The sequence below is a fragment of the Bacillus cereus group sp. BceL062 genome, from assembly GCF_051780025.1.
In the GTDB taxonomy this organism is placed as follows: domain Bacteria; phylum Bacillota; class Bacilli; order Bacillales; family Bacillaceae_G; genus Bacillus_A; species Bacillus_A toyonensis.
In genome coordinates this window covers 171677-190202 of record NZ_JBPWGY010000001.1, presented here as the reverse complement: position 1 = coordinate 190202, position 18526 = coordinate 171677, and the positions used below count along the sequence as shown (strand labels likewise).

Here is an 18526-nt window from a genome sequence, read left to right as displayed (position 1 = left end):
AAACTGAATCATATCGATTCAGTTTTTTCTTAATATATTTACAACCGCAGTCGTTTCATTATTTTCTTTATAAACACGAGGAATTCTTCTGCCTAACATACATGTAACTTCATAATTAATTGTGCCTAACATATCCGCTACTTCTTCTACAGCAATTTCTTCTTCACCTTGTTTGCCGTAAAATACCACATCGTCCCCTACTTGTACTGGCATCGCTTTTGTAACGTCCAGCATAAGCTGATCCATACAAACACGACCAATAACCGGCACTCGAACTCCATTAATTAATGCATACCCTTTATTAGATAACTGGCGATTATAGCCATCAGCATAACCAATCGGCACAGTCGCAATCCATTCTTCACCCGTTGTTACATACGTATTTCCATAACTAACACCACGATTTTTCGTCGCATGTTTAACATGAGCTACTTTTGATTTTAATGACAATGCAGGCTGTAAGGAAACGACTGTATGATCCACTTCTTTCGAAGGATACATGCCGTAAACTCCAATACCAACGCGAACCATATTTTGAAATGTATTGCTTAGTTCCATTGACCCTGCACTATTTGAACTATGAATGTATGGTATTTGCATCCCTAATTCATTTGCTGTATTTACAGCTTTCTCAAATAAACTTGTTTGCATATTCGTATACGATTTATCAATTTCATCTGCCGTAGAGTAATGTGTAAACATCCCTACTACCTCTACATACTCCATACGGTTTAATTCTTCTAAAAATAGTTTAACTTCTTCTTCTTGCAAACCGATACGGCTCATTCCTGTATCGATTTTCACTTGAATACGTGCTTTATTTTGAAGACGTTGTGCAATTTCATTTATGCCTTGTAAATCTTCTATTCTATAGACTGTCATCATAACATCATATTGAATTGCGGATTCCGCAGCTGCAACTGATGTATAACCCAATATTAAGATTGGTACAGTGATTCCAGCTTCTCTTAATTCGATCGCTTCATCGACAAATGCAACTGCAAGCTGGTTCACCCCTGCTTCAATCGCAGCTTTCGCAACTTCAACTGCCCCATGGCCATACCCATTCGCTTTTACAGCAGCCATCATTGCAATATTTTCATCGTTTACATGTTTTTTAAATTCTTTTACATTATGTTTTACAGCATTTAAGTCAACTTCAACAATTGTATCTCTTCCATATTTCAAACTCATTGGTCTAACTCCTAACTCAATAATTGCATTCCATTCTATTTCACGTTTCATATGACCTTTTACAATATAATACGTTTCACTATGCTAGTCAAACTACTAGAATTTTCGGAATTTTAAGTATGATATAATACCCTTAAGAATTTATTATATATGGAGATGAGGAGAATTACAATGTTTGTACAATCTGCGTTGCATCAACTAAAAGTTGCTGTTGATACTTCTATCCAAATACTGAATCAATATAATGAAAGTGATTTGAAAATAACACCGATTGAATCAAAGCGGTCATTATTTGAAATGTGTACACATCTTTCCCTTATTTGCCATGCTGATTTACTCATCTTAAATGGTATTTCGGAAAAAGAGTTACATACCTTTTATATAGAACAAACACCCGAAACAATTGCTCAAATGCAACAAATGATGATACAAGGGTACGGTTTACTTTCTAAAACTTTTTTATCCTATTCCAATGAAGAATTAGCGGAAATTATGACTGCTTATTGGGATATTGCTTATTCTCGATTCGAATGGTTACTTGAAATCGTCGCTCACTTTTATCATCATCGCAGTCAAATTCACATTTTACTAGTTGAGCATGTTAAAGATCCTTGCATTCCTTTATTTGAATGAAAAGAGTGGAAACAAAGCCAATAAAGAGTATGACTCCTAATAAAATAAACGTCTGAGCATAGTTCCCTATTTTCATAAGATAAATAGAAATAATAGGTCCTATACTAGTTCCTAAAAATAAAACGAAAGTATAAATAGAAACCGCTATTCCCCTTGCTCTCCCTCCTAATTGGCCGACAAGAGAAACTAAAGATGGAACCGATATAGCAATACCTATTACGAAGCAGACGCTCATCATTACAAGTAACGGCAGTGTCGAAATAAATCCCATTGAACTTAGACTAAAAATAGCAACTAACAATCCTCCTTGAAGAACTTTCTTTACTTCGAACCTCTTTGTTAAACGACCTGCAAATGGTGATAGTAACATTCCAAATAACCCTGCTAGGCGAAAATATAGAATTTGTTCTGCTGTTAAATTGTAAGTAGAAGAGCTCAAATAATTCCCTAAAACAGTATACATATTAACAAAAGCCATTAATAAAACAAACGCAACCATATAGCTCCATACTAAGCTTTTATGTGTAAAAACTTTCCCCATCTGTTTCATTGGCCCCAAAATATCCGTATAAGCTTGAGACGTTTCCCCTTTCGGAAGAGAATAATGAACCCATACAGCAGTAATGATATAGACAAAGCTAAGAAGAAAGAACACCATATGCCATCCAAAATGCTGACTAACAGCAGTACTTATTACTTGCCCTACAATTCCAGCTACTAAAAAACCGGTACTAACAAACCCTATGGTTGTAACTTTTTTCTCTACTGGAAACATTTCTACAACGTAAGCTAACGCCACTGGAGAAAATGTAGCTGCTGCTATTCCCTGTAACCCTCGAAGAATAATAAGCCAAAATAAGCTATCCACAAACCCTAAGAAAAAAGAAACAATCGACAGTGCAAGCAATCCAATAAAAATCACTTTTTTTCGCCCATATTTATCAGAGATTGCCCCAAATAACAAACAACCTATAGCAAAACCTACCGAAAATATACTGCCTGTAGCCGCAGATTGCGCTAATGAAACCTTAAAAATATCTGAAAATAGAGCGATTAAAGGAATCGTCACATATAGGCTGGACATAACTACCATACCTGCCCAACATAACACCGCTGTCATTACTGTATAATTCCTCCCACTATTTACTTCTTTTGATATTTCCATCATAAAATCTCCCCCTTACATTGATTTTCCTCATCGATTGAAAACTTATAAAGTAAATGACTCAAAATAAAATCCCTTCAACACTCACTTAATTCGTTTCGTTAAAAAATACATTATCGCCCTTTTAAATTAGCTAAGCGTATAATAAGGTAAACTAATTATATGTTTAAATAAAAAAGTTGACTCTCACAATCAACTTATTTACCTACCTTCCCCTAATTTCATCTGCATAATTACTTGCATTTTATTTAATAGCTTCTCTAACACTTGACGCTCTTCTTGATTAAAGTCATTAACTAACGAAGCGCAAGATGACCAAAAAGTCGGTAAAGAATGTGTAACTAGTTCTTTTCCTTTCGGAGTAATTTTCACCTTTAATCTTCTTCGATCTTCAGAATGATGGAACCTTACGATTAACTCTCGTTTCTCCATCCAATCTAATAAGCCAGTGACAGAAGCACGTGTAATCCCTAATCGACTCGCTATATCCGACGGACTCATGTTCACTTCTTCTCCATTCGATTCCATTTCACGCAAAATAAATAACAATAAAAAATCTAATTTGCTTTCCGTTATACCAAGCGGGGCTAAATCTACGTCAACAGCATCAAGAACATTATCAGACGTCCATAACATTAACAAACCAAGTTTTGCTGCGATTGGATCTGTATCCGTTGATGCTGTCTTTTTTATTAACTCTGCATATGGATCAATCCCTAAAGGAAGATCACATTTTTTTGAATCCATTCATTTTCACTCTCCTTCCTCCCATTTAATTAGTTTACCTAACTACTTTTATATTATACTCATTTCTTTCCTTTTATTGCAAGAGTATTGTTAGCAAAAAATCCTATTATGAAAACAGGATTTTTTTCACTGACTAATTATTTTTTCAAATGATCCTAAACTCTTTTAAAGCAAACGAAATGCCACCTTCACTTGATTTCTTTGTAACGAAATCAGCTTTTGTTTTTAACTCTTCTCCACCATTTCCCATTGCAATTCCTAAACCTACATACTGTAACATTTCAATATCATTTCCACCATCTCCGAATGCCATTGCTTCTGACTTACAAATATTTAAATGTTCCAATACCTTTTGGATTGCAGTTAGCTTCGATACTTTATTATCTTCCAACACATTCATAACATAACCATGAAAACGTTCAAACGTAAGCATTGGATATCTTTCAAAAAATTTTTGAGCTTCCATTTCATCAGCATACAGACATATACAATACATCTCTTCTGATAAGTTTCTAACTTTATCAGGATACCGCTCTAAATTTAAAGTTTCGTTTAATGCTCGTATTACACGTTCATCTTTTGGGACTATACCATTCATAGAAAATTCTTCTGTAAAGTAAGAAACACTATGACCATGTAATTCAGCGAAATTTGAAATATCATGAACAATTTCACTTGAAAGTATCGATTTATGAATAACTTCTTCCTTACACTTTATATGTCCACCATTTGCAGAAATAAATGTGTCTATGCCTAGTTCTTTAAATTGTGAGCATAAACTATATGGTCTCCCTGTTGTAACAACTACGTGAATTCCTTTATCTATTAACCTTTGTATTGCTTCTTTTGTACTTTCGTGCATACTTCTATCAATTTCACTTAAAAGCGTACCGTCAACATCAAAAAATACGACTTTGTACATAAATTTTTACATCCCGTCCAAATGATTCGTATCATTAATGAAATGTATCGTTTTTTGTTCACCCTCAATTTCAATTAAACTTATTCCCGTATCTCCCATTTTAAAATAATAGTCCATTGAAATTGGCATTTTGAAAAACGCTCGTAACATACTATTTATTACACCGCCGTGTGCAACAATTGCAATTCGATCATATGTATTCTCTGTCACGATTTTAGAAAAGATTCCTTCTATTCTCATTCTAAATTCAATAAATGATTCTCCATTTTCAAAACGGTCATGAAGAAACTTTGGCTCAGGATATTTTTTCGCTTCTTCAAAAGATAAGCCGGCTTGCACCCCATTATTAAACTCCATTAATTCCTCTTCTAGTTGAATTGGACAACCAATTGCTTCCGCTAATGTTTCACCAGTTTCACGGGCACGTTTTAATGTACTTGCCCAAATGAAATCTGGTGGAAAATCAGCCTTCACTTTCTGTACAAGTTTTTGTACTTGCTGTCTTCCCTTTTCTGTTAATTCAAAATCAGCTCGGCCTTCATGTACATGTAATATGTCTGCTTCAGATTCTCCGTGGCGTACTAGTAGTATTTGCATATTTCCCCCGCTCCTTTATTCAACATTCACAAAATTTAATTATATCATATTTTAAGGTTTCCAAAATGAAAAAGGAACGGTCTCCCGTCCCTCATCCATTCACTTTCTCTGCATCATTCCAGTAATACTTACTAAATGCTTCCGTTAATACGTCAATTGTGTTATATAATTCATCTAACGTATTATCAACACCACCAACTTCAATTAACATCGCATTTTTAGATAAATCTTGGTTATAAACGCCATTTCCATCTTTTTTATACTTCGGAAAAATCCCTCTACTTAATCCGTAATAGTTTTCATCTAAATAACTATTGATTGCTCTTGCAATTTTTTCGTTTTCAGTACGTCCTTCATTTTCCATCCCAATTATAAAATATAATCTTGCATACGATTTCCCATTAATTACTTTTGTAGTTACTTTCTTGCGCTGATCATCACGGTGTATATCTATCGGAAACGCAATTTTATTATTTTGCGCTAATGCTTCTTTTACATATTCATGAGATGCTTTATACGATTGCGGCCATTTCCATTTTTTACTCGCTAATAAATCCCCCATATTCGTTTTATCATGAACAACTGGAATTCCTTGTCCTTCCAGTTGCTCCTTCATACGTTTTCCTAATAAGGACACATTTACATCTGGACTCGATGGATCGGTAGCTCCTGGTAATAAAGGAAAGAAGGATTCCCAACTATGTGTATGGTAAATGTATACTGCATTTTCACCTTTTTTCGTTCCGTTCTTTTTCTGCACCGGATTATTCTTTTCTGCTTCTGTAACTTTATCTTTTGCTACCTCTCGCTCTTTCGTTACTTCTTCAATCGGTACACTAGATTCATTCGGGATATTCGTAAAGTTTGTCCCTTCCCCAGCTACGATAATGTTAGAGTAATACTTTGACATACCAGGTACTTCTTTACCGACAAATGTTCTTAAATCTTTAATTTTCAAATCTGTCGCAATAGAGAACATTAAATTCCCAACAGACTCCCGTTTATTCTGCTTAAAATAATCAAATCCATAATAGTGATTCTCACTTTCTATCATTTGAACAAAACCTTGCATAGACACTTTTCCAAACCATTGATTCGCATAACTTGATTTCATTGTATGTAAAAGCGACGTCAAAATTGACGCGATAATTATTACTATTAGCGCATATAAAAAAAGTAACGAGATTAGTTTTTTCCCATGTATACGAGTTGCATACTTTTTCACTGTATCACCTTCTTTATACATGGATATGTACAAGCCTTTCGTAATATACGCACAAAAAAGAGAAATGGCATCCCATTCCTCTTCCTCACTCTTATTGTTCTTTACCTGTATCATTTGAAGGCAATTTCTTCGCTTGTTTTTCTTTAAAGATTTCTCCGATTGCCCCAAGAGTACCAAGTGTTTCAATTGCATTAGATGGAATAAAGACTTTATTTGCTGGTCCTTTTGCAACCTCAATCAATGATTCAAATGATTTATAAGCAAGTACGCGTTCATCTAAATCTGCTGCACGAAGTAATTCAATTCGGTTTTGTTCTGCTTTTGCGATTTCTTCAATTGCTCTTGCTTCCCCTTGCGCTTCTAATTCTTTCGCTTCTTTTAAACCTTCAGCTTCTCGAATACGTGCTTCTTTATCCCCTTCAGCCATCAAGATTTTACTTTGTTTTTCCCCTTCCGCACGAAGAACTTTATCTTGTTTTGCTGCTTCAGCTTCTAAAATAATCGCACGTTTATTACGTTCTGCTTTCATTTGTTTTTCCATAGATGCTTGCACATCTTTTGGCGGGTTAATGTCTACTACTTCAACACGCTCAATACGAACGCCCCATTTTTCTGTTGCTTCATCAAGCGCTAAGCGAATTTCTGTTGAAATTTTTTCACGACCAGATAACGTTTCATCAAGTTCCATTTTACCGATAATTTGACGCATCGTTGCAGAAGTAATGTTACGAACACCATATTCATAGTTTGAGATACCATATGTCGCAAGTTCAGGTTCGACAATTTGATAGAAAATAATTGTATCAATTTCTACTTGTACGTTATCTTTCGTAATTACCTTTTGTGGTGGTACATTCGTTTGTTGAATACGTAAGTCGTGATATACACGAACGCGATCTACAATTGGGATTAATATATTTAATCCTGGGTGCATAATACGCTGAAACTTACCAAATCTTTCAACAACCCCAACTTTTTGCTGAGGAATAATTTTAATTGTTAATGCGATAAATGTAACTACAATTAGCGCGAATATAATCGTTAACGTTAATGCTATCATATTTATTCACTCTCCTTTTTTACTTGTAATATAGTACTATGCCTCTTTATAACAACGACTTTTTCTCCAGTGTCAATCGGAACATCTGCAATAGCTGTCCAAGTATCTCCATCCACCTTCACAATACCGTTCGTTTCATTTGTAATCGCTTGCACAACAATCCCTTTTTTACCGACAAGCATATCTACTGTATCCGTAAAACCTTTTGCTTCTCGAAAGTTTTTTGAAATTCTTTTCGTAAAGAATGTCAATGTTAAACTTACAATCGCACCAACAGTAACTTGTAACAATAGTGCATCCGGAGCAAATAAAGCAATAAGACCTCCGACAACAGCTCCAATTCCGAGCCAAAGCATATAAAACGTTATCGACAACATTTCCGCGATAAATAAAATACCCGCTATAATAAACCAAATCACCCAACCAGCCATATGCAACCCTCACTTTCTTTCTCATTTTCTATATGTATATGAAGAAAAGAATGGTTTATCCGCCCTTTCTCATACTTGGGCGTTTACTGCAAGCTATCGTACATATTCGCTGTTACAATAAGTATTAATAAAATACTATATCAATATATTCTTCATTATACATGAAAATTCCTTTCAAAAAATGACAAAAAATTTAATTCTTTTAAAATTATTTTTTTCAGTTTATAATAATTCTAACTCGAATTTGTATTTTTTTGGAAGGTGATATCCTTAATGTGGAATCATTCAATATCATACTATTTAGGATCAAAAATCTGTATTACTCTTGCTGACATCGTTTACATAATGATTATTACAACTCATATCTATATATCAACTAAATCAGCTACTATTACTGCCCTTTTTCCATTATTACAAGTTATCACAAATTTGATCGCAAACATATCTGCACCACTTATAATGAATCGTTTTTCATCTTATTCAGTACTTTTTATATTACAATGGACAAAAACTGCCCTATTCATTTTATTAACGCTATTATTTCCGGTCCTTTCCACAAACATTGTAACTCTATTAACTTTCATTTTTTTCATTTCTTTATGTAGTGGGTGGAGTGCTCCATTACTGTACAGTATTGTTCCACGCCTAACACCAAAAGAAAGATTAGTAAAAGTAAATAGTATCTTTTCCTTTTCATCACAAATTGTACAAGCGGCAGCTTATTCATTTACAAGTATTATCGTTCTGCTCATTGGCGCTACTTCTACATTCATGATTAATATTATTTTAATGATTTTCGGATGTATTGCATTGCATATTTCATTACATTCCATCCATACCGAACGAGTAACAGAGCCTTCTTCTTCAAAAAACACAGCTTTATTTGAAGGCTGGAAACTATTATTTCATCATCCTTCTTTGCGCACAGTTACATTAATGGACTTAATTGAAACTTTCGCAGGGACGATATGGATTGGCGCTATTACGATGGCATATGTAACGACTGTTCTGCATAAAGGAGAAGAATGGTGGGGATATATTAACACAAGTTATTATGTGGGCACGTTAATTGGTGGTATATTAGCGTGGAAAATAAGTACATATATTCAAAAAAATTTAATACGCTCCATGGCGATAGGATCACTTATATTTAGTATTCTTACATTTTTATATGGTATAACAAGCAGTGGATTTATTGCGCTTTTCCTATGTGTTCTAATGGGACCATGTTATCAAATTAGAGATATTTCTCAAACGACGGTTTTACAATCTAGTGTCGCCCCTTCTCTATTATCGAAAATGTATACAGCACACGGCGCCCTTCTTTCAACAGCTTCTGGTCTTTCTATGCTTAGCGTTGGCATTATTACTGATATGTTCGGTGTTCGTACGATTTATATGATTGCTTCTTTTCTTATTTTATGTTCTGCCTGTTTATCTTTTAGCCTATTAAAATATCATAAGACAGAGCAGAAAGATATTTCACTTTAATCAATAAATCAAAAAGGACAGGAAATTCCTGTCCTTTTGTACATTCTATTCATGACAAGTTGGGAATTTCTCTATGCTTTGTCGCTTGTTCAAAAGCGTACGCTAGTTTAATTAATATTCCTTCACGAAAAGCAGTACTTGCAATCGTAATTCCAAAAGGTCTCCCGTTTTCCATATACCCTGCTGGTATTGCTATAGACGGATAACCTGCTTTCGCACATATAGTAGAGCCTATATAAGACGGAAATAGTATCGCATCAAGATTATATTTTTCCAATGCAAAATCAATACCTTGTTTTTGCGAAAAATATATATCTTCTAATCTTGCATGTAAATATTCTGGATTTCTTAACGTATTAGGATAATCTTTTCTTCCCTCCAACTTAGTTTGTCCATATTTTAAAGCTCTTTCTGCTATGTTTTTATTAAACGCCATTAATTCTGAAATAGAATGTACGGGAATAGTAGAAGGTAATTTTGAAAGATAGTTATCTAAACTATGCTTCAGCTCATAAAGCGGAACTCCCCAGCTCCATTCTCTATGAAAGGAAGGAATATCAATATTTTCTACTACTGTCGCTCCCTTACTACGTAATACTTGGATCGTGTCCTCAAACAAATTTTCATTATACTCACCATTTTCGTAATAATCTTTTGGAGCATTACTATAAACACCAATCTTCGCTCCCTTTAAACCATTAACATCAAGATAAGATGTATAATCTTCATATGCCATACCTTCACTTTTATGAGTAGCTACATCTTTCTCATCCACTCCAGTTAAACTCCCTAGTAAAATAGCGGCATCTGTTACTGTTCTAGCAATTGGTCCCGCTGTATCTTGTGAATAAGTGAACGGAATAATTCCTCTACGACTAATTAGACCGACAGTCGGTTTAATGCCTACTACAGAGCTTTGAACAGCTGGACTCAAAATAGAGGCATCCGTTTCTGTCCCAACAGATAATACTGTAAAATTAGCGGCAACTGCTATTGCGGCCCCTGTACTAGAGCCACCAACAAACATATCATCCGTGCCCGTTCCATATGGATTGATTGTTTGACCACCTCTCGCACTATATCCAGCCCACATTTCAAAAGACATTGCATTTGCTAACTCTGTCATATTCGTTTTACCTATTATCACCGCTCCTGCCTCTCGCAGTTTTGTAACGAGAAATGCATCTTCGCTACTTATATTTTGTTCTAGGGCAATCGTACCTGCACTTGTATGCATGGAATCATTCGTTTCAATATTGTCCTTTAGCAAAACAGGTATACCATGCAATGGTCCCCTTACACCTTTTATCTTCCTTTCATAATCTAACGCTTCTGCAATAAAAATAGCATCCGGGTTTATTTCTAAAATAGAATTAATTTTCGGTCCATCTTGATCATATTGTGCAATTCTATGAAGATAATACATAACTAATTCTTTGGAAGATAACGTCCCTTCTTCCATTGCGGTCTGTATATCATGAATTGTTAATTCTTTTTTTAATACTGGATTAAACTGAATTTCCATTTATATTCTCCTTTGTATCCCTTTTAGTTTTTACGAATACTTCTTACTTTTTCATTTTTTCACCTCATCCTATTCCAAATTAATATCCCTTTAAAAAGTTTCAACTTACTTTTTAATACACCTTTAATTTCCCGAAAAATAAAAAGAGTCTGAAACGAATCATCCTTCGCTTCAAACTCTTTTTATTACTGTGCATATACCTCATCTAACAAATGTAAAAACTCTCCCTGTTTTCCTGCTAATTCAGGGCATTTTGCAATATCAATCCATTCGTAGCAAAATACTAAACCTTCATCTTCCTCACCGGCACTTACTATATGTTCCCAAGTATCTTTTACATTCGTTAGTAACGTTACGTGGAAAAAGTGGCGTTTTTGATATTCCTGTTTTTCCTTCACGTGTATGATGTAATCTGCTAGGAAACGTTCTATACATAAAAGACGTAATCCAGATTCTTCTTGTACTTCACGTAAAACTGCTGCTTCTAACGTTTCTCCTTCATCAACTGTTCCCCCTGGCACTTGGATACCAGCTTCAGGTATATCACGATGTTTAAAAACAAGTAATTGCTTCATCCCTTCTTTTTCTCTTGTAATATATGCATGTACTTTTTTCTTATATAACATCGTCATTGTATTTCTCTCCCCTCAATTGTTCACTCTGTTACTTCTTCAAGCGTCAGTTGATTTTCATATAAATATGTAGCTTGTGGATTTCCCACATACCTTACGTGCCATGGTTCAAACCGATAGCCCGTAATTGATTCTTTTTCTTTTGTATATCGAATCACAAAACCAAATTTATGGGCATTTTCAGAAAGCCACTGCCCTTCTTTCGTCTCTCCAAAAACTGTCTCTAACTGAAATTTAGCAGATTGCGATGTAATATCCATAGCTAGTCCAGTTTGATGCTCACTCGTACCAGGAATCGCGCTAGACATCGCAGTTTTCGCTTCTCCATCTTGTTTTTTATACATCGTATTTAATGCCTTTTGTCGATCAAAAGATCTAAATCCAGAGACTGCAAAAAGGAAAATACGCTCTTTATCAGCTTGTTGAAACATGTCCTCAAGCGCACTAGCTGCCTCTTTCCTCATTTTTTTCTTTTCTTGATCCCCCTCACTAGAGTAACGTACTTTCGGAATAACTAAATCTGGCGGTCTATACCCATCTGGTAAACGCCTACTTTTATTCACAAGTACAAGCATCGAATTTGGATTACTAATTACCGCAATATCCCCATCCATATTCGCAATCGTTTCTTTCGCTTTCGGAAATATGTTATTTACATTCACTTCCTGTGCCTGCTTATCCTTATACATTTTATAATTGATTCCTGCTACTCCAACAATGAGTATCGCCGCTACGATACCAAGTAGTGTCCATCTTTTTTTCATATAACGACCTCTTATTTTAATAATTTGGCCATTTCATACTCATCAATGTTTTGTCCATCGATAATAAGAGCAGCTTTTTTGACACCCTCTTTCTCAAAGCCTACTTTTCTATATAGTGCCTGAGCTCTTGTATTGTGGGCCATTACCGTTAATTCTAAACGCCATACATCATGTAATCTTGCCCACTTCTCAACCTCTTTAAACAAGCTCGTTCCAATACCACGCCCACTACACTCTTGCAATATACCAATTACAGTGGCTGCAACATGTCTCTTTCTTTGTATGTTATTTCCATTCACTAAAATAAATCCTACTATTTTCTCTTCTTCAATCGCTACAAATATTGTTGCTTTTTCATTCTGTATAAATCGATGAATCATTTGCTCTTGTTGCTCAACTGTAGTTTTTCTTTCTCCTGGCTCGTATAACATAAATTTCGTTTCTTCATCTAATTGCTTACTTAATTGCAAAAATGAGGCTGCATCTTCTACTTTGATCTCCCTAATCACTTAAATCACCCTACCTATTTCATTGTGAAAAATTTTCCTTGTAAAAAGATTTTCTCCATTATTGCGAAAATCCCTTTCTAATTCCCCTATTATAAATAGACAAATTTCGATATTACTATAGCAATTATAAATTATGTCTATAATGTGACATCTTATCATCCTCGTTTCATGACAAACAAAAAACGTAAGCTTTACACTTACGTTTTCCCCTAATTGATGTAGGCTGATAACCATTGGCAATGCCTACCACTCATTCAAATTTCACTTTATCCATTCACTTTTTCCGCTTGCCAAAAATATTCACCAAATGCCTTAGCAAGTGCATCAATTGATCGATTTAGTTCTTCCTCTGTATTATCTACCCCGCCAACTTCAATTAATATCGCTTGTCCTGATAGGTCTTGATTGTAAACTCCATTCCCTGTTTGGAATCCTTTTTGAATTACACCACGGCTCATTCCCGGATATTTCTTACTAATCGTCTCGTGTAACGCAGTTGCTAATTGTAAGTTTTTTTCATAGTTTTTGTTACCTTTCCCAATTACAAAAGCAAGCTTAGCATACGATTTATCTCCAATTGTTTTTGTTGTTACATTTTTCCGTGCACTATCACGGTGTAAATCGAAGAAGTATTGTAATTCTTTATTACTAGCCATCGCTTCTTGTACAATTTCCCGTGACATTTTGTAAGAACTATTACTATTTAACCCTTTACTAATTAACCTTTGACCAACGTCAGTCTTATCGTTAGTAGATCCGATTCCTTCGCCTTCTAATTGTTCACGAAATCGGTCGCCGACTATGGAAATATTCGTTACAGAACTTGTCGCTTTATTCGGGTTTGGATCATTCGTTAAGTTCAGTAACGGCAAATAAGATTCCCAGCTATGCGAATGATATATAAATGCAACTTGTCTTTTTCCAGTTGTTTGAGCTGGTTGTTTTTTCTCTTTATTCGTATCAGGCTTTGGCGCTTGTCCACCTTCTCCAGTCCGTTCTTTCACTACTTCTTCAAGAGGAACACTCGACTCTATCGGTAAGTTAGAATAATTTGTTCCCTCACCTGCGATAACGATTTCTGTATCGTACTTACCAAAGCCAGGAAGTTCTTTTCCGACAAAACTACGTACATCGTTAAAACGAATATTCGTAGCCATAGAAAAGAGAAACGAAGAGATTGAAAAATCTTGATTCAAATTTCGATACTCTTGTGTAAAATAATGATTTTCTTTTCCAAGAACATACATGTAGCCATTCATCGATAACTCATTTAACCAATTATATAAATACGTTGACTTTGTCTCTTTCATAGAGGTTACCATCATACTAATAAGAAAAAAAGTCGCTAGTACCGTAGTAATAATAAATAAAACTAACTTACGTACACTTGTAAACTTCACATAAAAAAAGCCTCGATTCATACTATCACCCTCTCTATTTCAAGTTATGTACAAGCTCTAGAGAATAGACCGTTTAAATTCCGGCTATATTGTTAATGAGGTGAAATGAATTGAAGCTATTAATAGGAATATTACCAATCGCTCTATCATTCATTTTTTATTTGTCCGCTAAACATCCAAAAGTCTCTATTGTGTTACATATTTCTGCGTACTTAGCACTGTATGTACTCGGTACAATTATTTCCATTAATATATACGATGTTTTAATACAAGATTTAGTTTTCATGACGAGCATTCATGGAATTTTACTGAATCCATTTTTCCTTATTGCAGGAGCGTATATAGGAACATACACTTTGTACCTACTTTTGTCTCACATTATTATGAAAATAAAAAATGGAGCGTAACGAAATGCAGCCACCGTTCATTTGTCATACATGTAGAAAAAGAATTACACGAAAGAAAGACCTTATTACCACTACACGGTACTTCCATTTTTATTTATTTCACAACAGTTGTTTTAAGCAGCAACAACTTTTCATCCCACGTTTTATCCCTATGAATACACTTTTTTGTTGCTTTCTAATTATATACGGCCTTATTGTTGGTAGCATTCTTATGCTTACGGAGCCGTCTATCATTTGGCTTATTTTTTTGCTTCCTATTTTATATCGATTTCTTTCATATTATTATGTTGAACGTTTTTTCTCTACATAACGAGTGGACTGTCCTCTCGGAATACTTAAACATTCCCACTCATTTTCTTTTAACATTTTACCGATGTAAATAATCTGTCCAATATGCAAAGCATAATGAGAAATTTGCCTTTCAATTGCTTGCAGGACCGTATGTGCTTCACCACGAATGTATACCGTCTTCAATAGATCTTCCGGCATTATAGTATTCATCGTATTAAAAACGTATTCCCATCCTTCTTGCCACGCTGCAAGGGCTTCTTCCTTTGAAGAATAGCCTCCTTCAAATTCACCATCTCGGTCACGATCAACTTTTTCACCATCAGATGTTAAAAAATCCGTCCATCTGGAACGCATATTACCGTGCAAATGTTTCATTATAATCGCTATGCTATTTGTTTCTTCATGAGAAGACCATTGTATTTGTTCGTATGATAATTGAGAAAGTGCCCGTTCTCCTTGCTGCTTTGTTGTTTTGAAATTAGAAATGACACATTGTAAATATTCTCGTCCGATATCCATATTGTCCCCTACCTTCACACTAACTAATTTTCGTTCCATTTGGCAGTTCCATATTAGGCTGAAGCAACACAACATCACCAGCTTCAGGAACTCCCCCTAACACAAGCACTTCCGATTTAAATCCAGCTACACGCTTTGGCGGAAAATTTACAACAGCAACAATTTGCTGACCAATTAAGTCTTCTGGATTATATCTCTTCGTAATTTGAGCACTTGACTGCTTGACCCCAAGCTCCCCAAAATCAATTTCTAGTTTAATCGCTGGTACTCTCGCTTCTTTAAATTCCTCTGCCTGTGTTACTGTTCCAATTCTTACATCAAAAGTTAAAAAATCTTCAAAATTAGCCATTTTATCATTCCTCCCATTTATTACTTAGACAAAATACAAAAATCCCCTTTAAAAAAAGAAAGGCGCCTAAGCACCTTTCTTTTGTAATTCACTTGATTCATTTGATTTATAGAAGAAGAAACCAAGAATTCCGCCAATACATGATGGGATTAACCATCCTATTCCTTCTTTATATAATGGTAACATTTGAAGTACATTAGAAATCGCATCAATTTTAATATTCGCACTTTCTAAACCGTTAAAGAAACTAATTAACAACGCACCTAAAATCGCCCCAATGTAAATTGTATTACGCTTCCCTATCCATTTATGGAAATATGAAAGAACGATTAATACAATTGCAACTGGATAAATGATCATTAACACTGGTAATGTTACTGTGATTAATTGTGTTAACCCTAGGTTAGATACAATTAAACTAAATACACATACCATAGTTACAATCGTTTTATGCGAAAGTCTTGGGAATAAGTTTGTGAAGAAGCCAGCACACGCAGATGTTAATCCAACAGAAGTTGTTAAACAAGCGAGTATAATTACAAGTCCTAATAAAATTTTACCACTTGTTCCATATAACTCATTTACAACATTCGTCAAAATAAGACCACCGTTCTCCGACACACCAAGTGATGTACTTGTAGATCCGAGATATGCAAGTGATAAATATATTAACGTTAAGCCTAATACAGCAATAATCCCTGATACAACTGTTATTTTTGCGATTTGTCCGCTCTCTTTTATCCCTTTTGAGCGAATAACTTGTACTACAACAATCCCAAACACAAGTGCACTAATCGCATCCATCGTTAAATATCCTTGAATAAATCCACCAAAGAAAGCATTCTCTTTATAAGCAGCTAAAGGTGCAGCCGGTTCTCCAATTGGATCAATAATTGCTTTCCCGACAATAACAGCAACAATTAATACTAATAATGGTGTAAGAAATTTTCCAAACCAATCGACTAATTTAGATGGATTTAATGATAAATACCACGTTATTCCGAAGAAAAATATAGTGAAAAGAAATAGCATGTACCACTCTGAAACCATTGCATCTGATAAAAACGGCTTCATACCCATTTCAAACGAAACGGCTCCCGTACGCGGGATTGCGAAAAATGGTCCAATTGCTAAATAACTAACCAATGGGAAAATAAACGCAAATATAGGGTGAACTCTAGAAGATAGCGCTTTCAAGTCCCCCTCTACAAACGCGACAGCTGTTACAGCTAATAGGGGTAATCCGACTCCCGTTACAAGGAATCCTATCGTAGCGATCCAAACATTCTCTCCTGCTTGTTGACCTAAAACTGGCGGGAAAATTAAATTTCCTGCTCCTAAAAATAATGCAAATAGCATTAAACCAATTGCTATCGTATCACCTGGCCTCAATCGTCCCTTCATACTCTTCATTTGCATAGCACTTTTTCATTGTTTATCTTTATTTTCACAATATGCTATGCATCCTCCTCTCTGCTCAAGATGATAAAATATGCCCCTTACAAAGCAGTGTCTTTCTCCATAATTTCTCCATTCCCCTTATTATTACTCTAATTATTAATCTCGTCATTATTTTTCGTTTTTTGATTTTTGATTTTTTTGAATATTTAAATCATTAGAGTGTTATTACGTGGAGTATAGTTGTCAGACCTCTTTGTTTTTATCACACATATAGTAACATATTTAGTTGAAAAATAAAAACATATTTTCAAATTGATTTTTTTGAAAATCAAAATTATCTACATTTTATATTCTTTCACACAAATGTTATTCGAGCACTAGACTCATTCTATATTATTATCTTAAAATAATTTTAAAAGCCATCTAACATATGTTAGATGGCTTTTGCATATTACTCTATCGTTTCTACTTCACGTGGATTATTCATCTCTTCTACATACACAACTCTAAATCCATGATCTTCTAAATCTTTTTGAAGTGTTTCTAATTCACCATCTTCAAACTCTTCTCCTAATGTAAACATAATTCTACGAACTAATAGAGCATCATTATCAAAAGTCATTAAACTTTGAATACCAGTGTATTTCTTTAAAACTGTCGATAACTTTTGGATTGCTCCATTATAGTCTTGCGTTCCAATCATGACAGAATATTTACTAGAATGAACGCCCCATGCATCCTCTAATAACTCAAAAACTTTTTTATGCGTTAAAATTCCAAGGAAAATTCCTTTTTCGTCAACTACTGATAAATAAGGCAATTTTTTTATTGTAAAAAATACTTTAAAGAAAGATGAATCTTCTCTCACAAATCCTTCTTTATCGTTCAATAATTGTATTACACTCTCGTCAAGTGATCCTTTATATTCTAAAATATCTACTTTATATATATTTCCTAAAAATTTCTCTTTTTTTTCATCTAAAACTGGTACACAACGATACCCCGTTTTATTTAAATGCTCCAATGCTTCCCCTATCGTAATCGAACTTGAGCACAGTAAAACTTCCCTTTTCGGCACGTAATTCCCTTTAATCCTCATAAAAAGCCTCCTTATGTTAAAATACTTTCTGTGCCATAACTATATTATATTTTCAGAAAAAAATAAATAATTTATTTTATTTTTCTGAAAATTATTCATTTTCTTGTCATAATTTATTCATGAATCCTTCACTTGCACTTTCTTCAGCATCAAAAACCCTCACTC

The 18526-nt window shown here is 34.6% G+C and carries 21 protein-coding genes; 4 read left to right on the top strand and 17 right to left on the bottom strand.

Translation table 11 applies throughout. The annotated features are described in order from the left end of the window. Positions 1-18: 18 nt before the first annotated feature. Positions 19-1194 carry an alanine racemase gene (alr, locus tag ACS2MN_RS00960; protein ID WP_088056088.1) on the bottom strand — a complete coding sequence of 392 codons (1176 nt, stop codon included), beginning with the start codon at positions 1192-1194 and terminating at the stop codon, positions 19-21. 171 nt (positions 1195-1365) lie between these two features. On the opposite strand from alr, the gene ACS2MN_RS00955 reads away from it, so the two are divergent. Then, positions 1366-1827, top strand: coding sequence for a DinB family protein (locus ACS2MN_RS00955; RefSeq protein WP_000498010.1), 462 nt, complete (start codon positions 1366-1368; stop codon positions 1825-1827). Here the strand turns inward: ACS2MN_RS00955 and ACS2MN_RS00950 are convergent. From ACS2MN_RS00950 to ACS2MN_RS00920, 7 genes are all read right to left on the bottom strand, one after another. Next, positions 1796-2992, bottom strand: a complete 1197-nt coding sequence (locus ACS2MN_RS00950; RefSeq protein WP_043322905.1) for an MFS transporter — start codon at positions 2990-2992, stop codon at positions 1796-1798. The genes ACS2MN_RS00955 and ACS2MN_RS00950 overlap by 32 nt on opposite strands. 201 nt (positions 2993-3193) lie before the next feature. Continuing rightward, positions 3194-3739 (bottom strand): MarR family winged helix-turn-helix transcriptional regulator, encoded by a 546-nt coding sequence (locus ACS2MN_RS00945; protein ID WP_000377475.1) that lies wholly within the window; start codon positions 3737-3739, stop codon positions 3194-3196. A gap of 145 nt (positions 3740-3884) precedes the next feature. Continuing rightward, positions 3885-4661: a Cof-type HAD-IIB family hydrolase gene (locus tag ACS2MN_RS00940; protein WP_000278951.1), complete on the bottom strand. Its 777-nt coding sequence runs from the start codon at positions 4659-4661 to the stop codon at positions 3885-3887. A 6-nt stretch (positions 4662-4667) separates the two neighbouring features. Continuing rightward, a complete protein-coding gene (locus tag ACS2MN_RS00935; protein ID WP_001166510.1) occupies positions 4668-5258 on the bottom strand; it encodes a histidine phosphatase family protein in 591 nt (196 codons plus the stop codon). A 91-nt stretch (positions 5259-5349) separates the two neighbouring features. After that, positions 5350-6597 carry a stage II sporulation protein P gene (gene spoIIP / locus ACS2MN_RS00930; protein ID WP_016108243.1) on the bottom strand — a complete coding sequence of 416 codons (1248 nt, stop codon included), beginning with the start codon at positions 6595-6597 and terminating at the stop codon, positions 5350-5352. After that, positions 6575-7543: an SPFH domain-containing protein gene (locus ACS2MN_RS00925; protein WP_000561128.1), complete on the bottom strand. Its 969-nt coding sequence runs from the start codon at positions 7541-7543 to the stop codon at positions 6575-6577. Before ACS2MN_RS00925 ends, spoIIP (ACS2MN_RS00930) begins: the two co-directional genes overlap by 23 nt. Positions 7544-7545: 2 nt before the next feature. Further along, positions 7546-7974 carry an NfeD family protein gene (locus tag ACS2MN_RS00920; protein WP_000929499.1) on the bottom strand — a complete coding sequence of 143 codons (429 nt, stop codon included), beginning with the start codon at positions 7972-7974 and terminating at the stop codon, positions 7546-7548. 273 nt (positions 7975-8247) lie between these two features. On the opposite strand from ACS2MN_RS00920, the gene ACS2MN_RS00915 reads away from it, so the two are divergent. Further along, a complete protein-coding gene (locus tag ACS2MN_RS00915; protein ID WP_000267079.1) occupies positions 8248-9465 on the top strand; it encodes an MFS transporter in 1218 nt (405 codons plus the stop codon). Between the two features lie 49 nt (positions 9466-9514). Here the strand turns inward: ACS2MN_RS00915 and ACS2MN_RS00910 are convergent, their stop codons facing one another. The 5 genes from ACS2MN_RS00910 to spoIIP (ACS2MN_RS00890) all read right to left on the bottom strand — a co-directional run bounded on the left by ACS2MN_RS00910 (position 9515) and on the right by spoIIP (ACS2MN_RS00890) (position 14316). Continuing rightward, positions 9515-10990, bottom strand: coding sequence for an amidase family protein (locus ACS2MN_RS00910; protein WP_000405410.1), 1476 nt, complete (start codon positions 10988-10990; stop codon positions 9515-9517). A 185-nt stretch (positions 10991-11175) separates the two neighbouring features. Further along, positions 11176-11622: an NUDIX hydrolase gene (locus ACS2MN_RS00905; RefSeq protein WP_000178280.1), complete on the bottom strand. Its 447-nt coding sequence runs from the start codon at positions 11620-11622 to the stop codon at positions 11176-11178. 23 nt (positions 11623-11645) lie between these two features. After that, positions 11646-12386, bottom strand: coding sequence for a M15 family metallopeptidase (locus ACS2MN_RS00900; RefSeq protein WP_000747715.1), 741 nt, complete (start codon positions 12384-12386; stop codon positions 11646-11648). 11 nt (positions 12387-12397) lie between these two features. Then, positions 12398-12895, bottom strand: coding sequence for a GNAT family N-acetyltransferase (locus tag ACS2MN_RS00895; protein ID WP_000617591.1), 498 nt, complete (start codon positions 12893-12895; stop codon positions 12398-12400). Positions 12896-13161: 266 nt separating this feature from the next. Then, entirely contained in the window at positions 13162-14316 is a 1155-nt protein-coding gene (gene spoIIP / locus ACS2MN_RS00890; RefSeq protein WP_088056045.1) for a stage II sporulation protein SpoIIP, read from the bottom strand. 89 nt (positions 14317-14405) lie between these two features. On the opposite strand from spoIIP (ACS2MN_RS00890), the gene ACS2MN_RS00885 reads away from it, so the two are divergent. After that, positions 14406-14702: a hypothetical protein gene (locus tag ACS2MN_RS00885; protein WP_000770731.1), complete on the top strand. Its 297-nt coding sequence runs from the start codon at positions 14406-14408 to the stop codon at positions 14700-14702. A 4-nt stretch (positions 14703-14706) separates the two neighbouring features. After that, on the top strand, positions 14707-15012 hold the full coding sequence (locus ACS2MN_RS00880) for a permease (RefSeq protein ID WP_142286016.1): 306 nt from the start codon (positions 14707-14709) through the stop codon (positions 15010-15012). On the opposite strand, the gene ACS2MN_RS00875 is transcribed toward ACS2MN_RS00880, so the two are convergent. The 4 genes from ACS2MN_RS00875 to cbpA form a co-directional block, all read right to left on the bottom strand. After that, entirely contained in the window at positions 14985-15551 is a 567-nt protein-coding gene (locus ACS2MN_RS00875; RefSeq protein ID WP_016108237.1) for a DUF1572 domain-containing protein, read from the bottom strand. The two genes, ACS2MN_RS00880 and ACS2MN_RS00875, sit on opposite strands and share 28 nt — an antisense overlap. Next, entirely contained in the window at positions 15532-15861 is a 330-nt protein-coding gene (csaA, locus tag ACS2MN_RS00870) for a chaperone CsaA (protein ID WP_001263027.1), read from the bottom strand. The genes ACS2MN_RS00875 and csaA overlap by 20 nt, the downstream gene beginning before the upstream one ends. 66 nt (positions 15862-15927) lie before the next feature. Beyond that, positions 15928-17265, bottom strand: a complete 1338-nt coding sequence (gene brnQ4, locus ACS2MN_RS00865) for a branched-chain amino acid transport system II carrier protein BrnQ4 (RefSeq protein ID WP_404841296.1) — start codon at positions 17263-17265, stop codon at positions 15928-15930. A gap of 448 nt (positions 17266-17713) precedes the next feature. Beyond that, positions 17714-18361: a cyclic di-AMP binding protein CbpA gene (gene cbpA / locus ACS2MN_RS00860; protein ID WP_001220521.1), complete on the bottom strand. Its 648-nt coding sequence runs from the start codon at positions 18359-18361 to the stop codon at positions 17714-17716. Positions 18362-18526 lie beyond the last annotated feature (165 nt).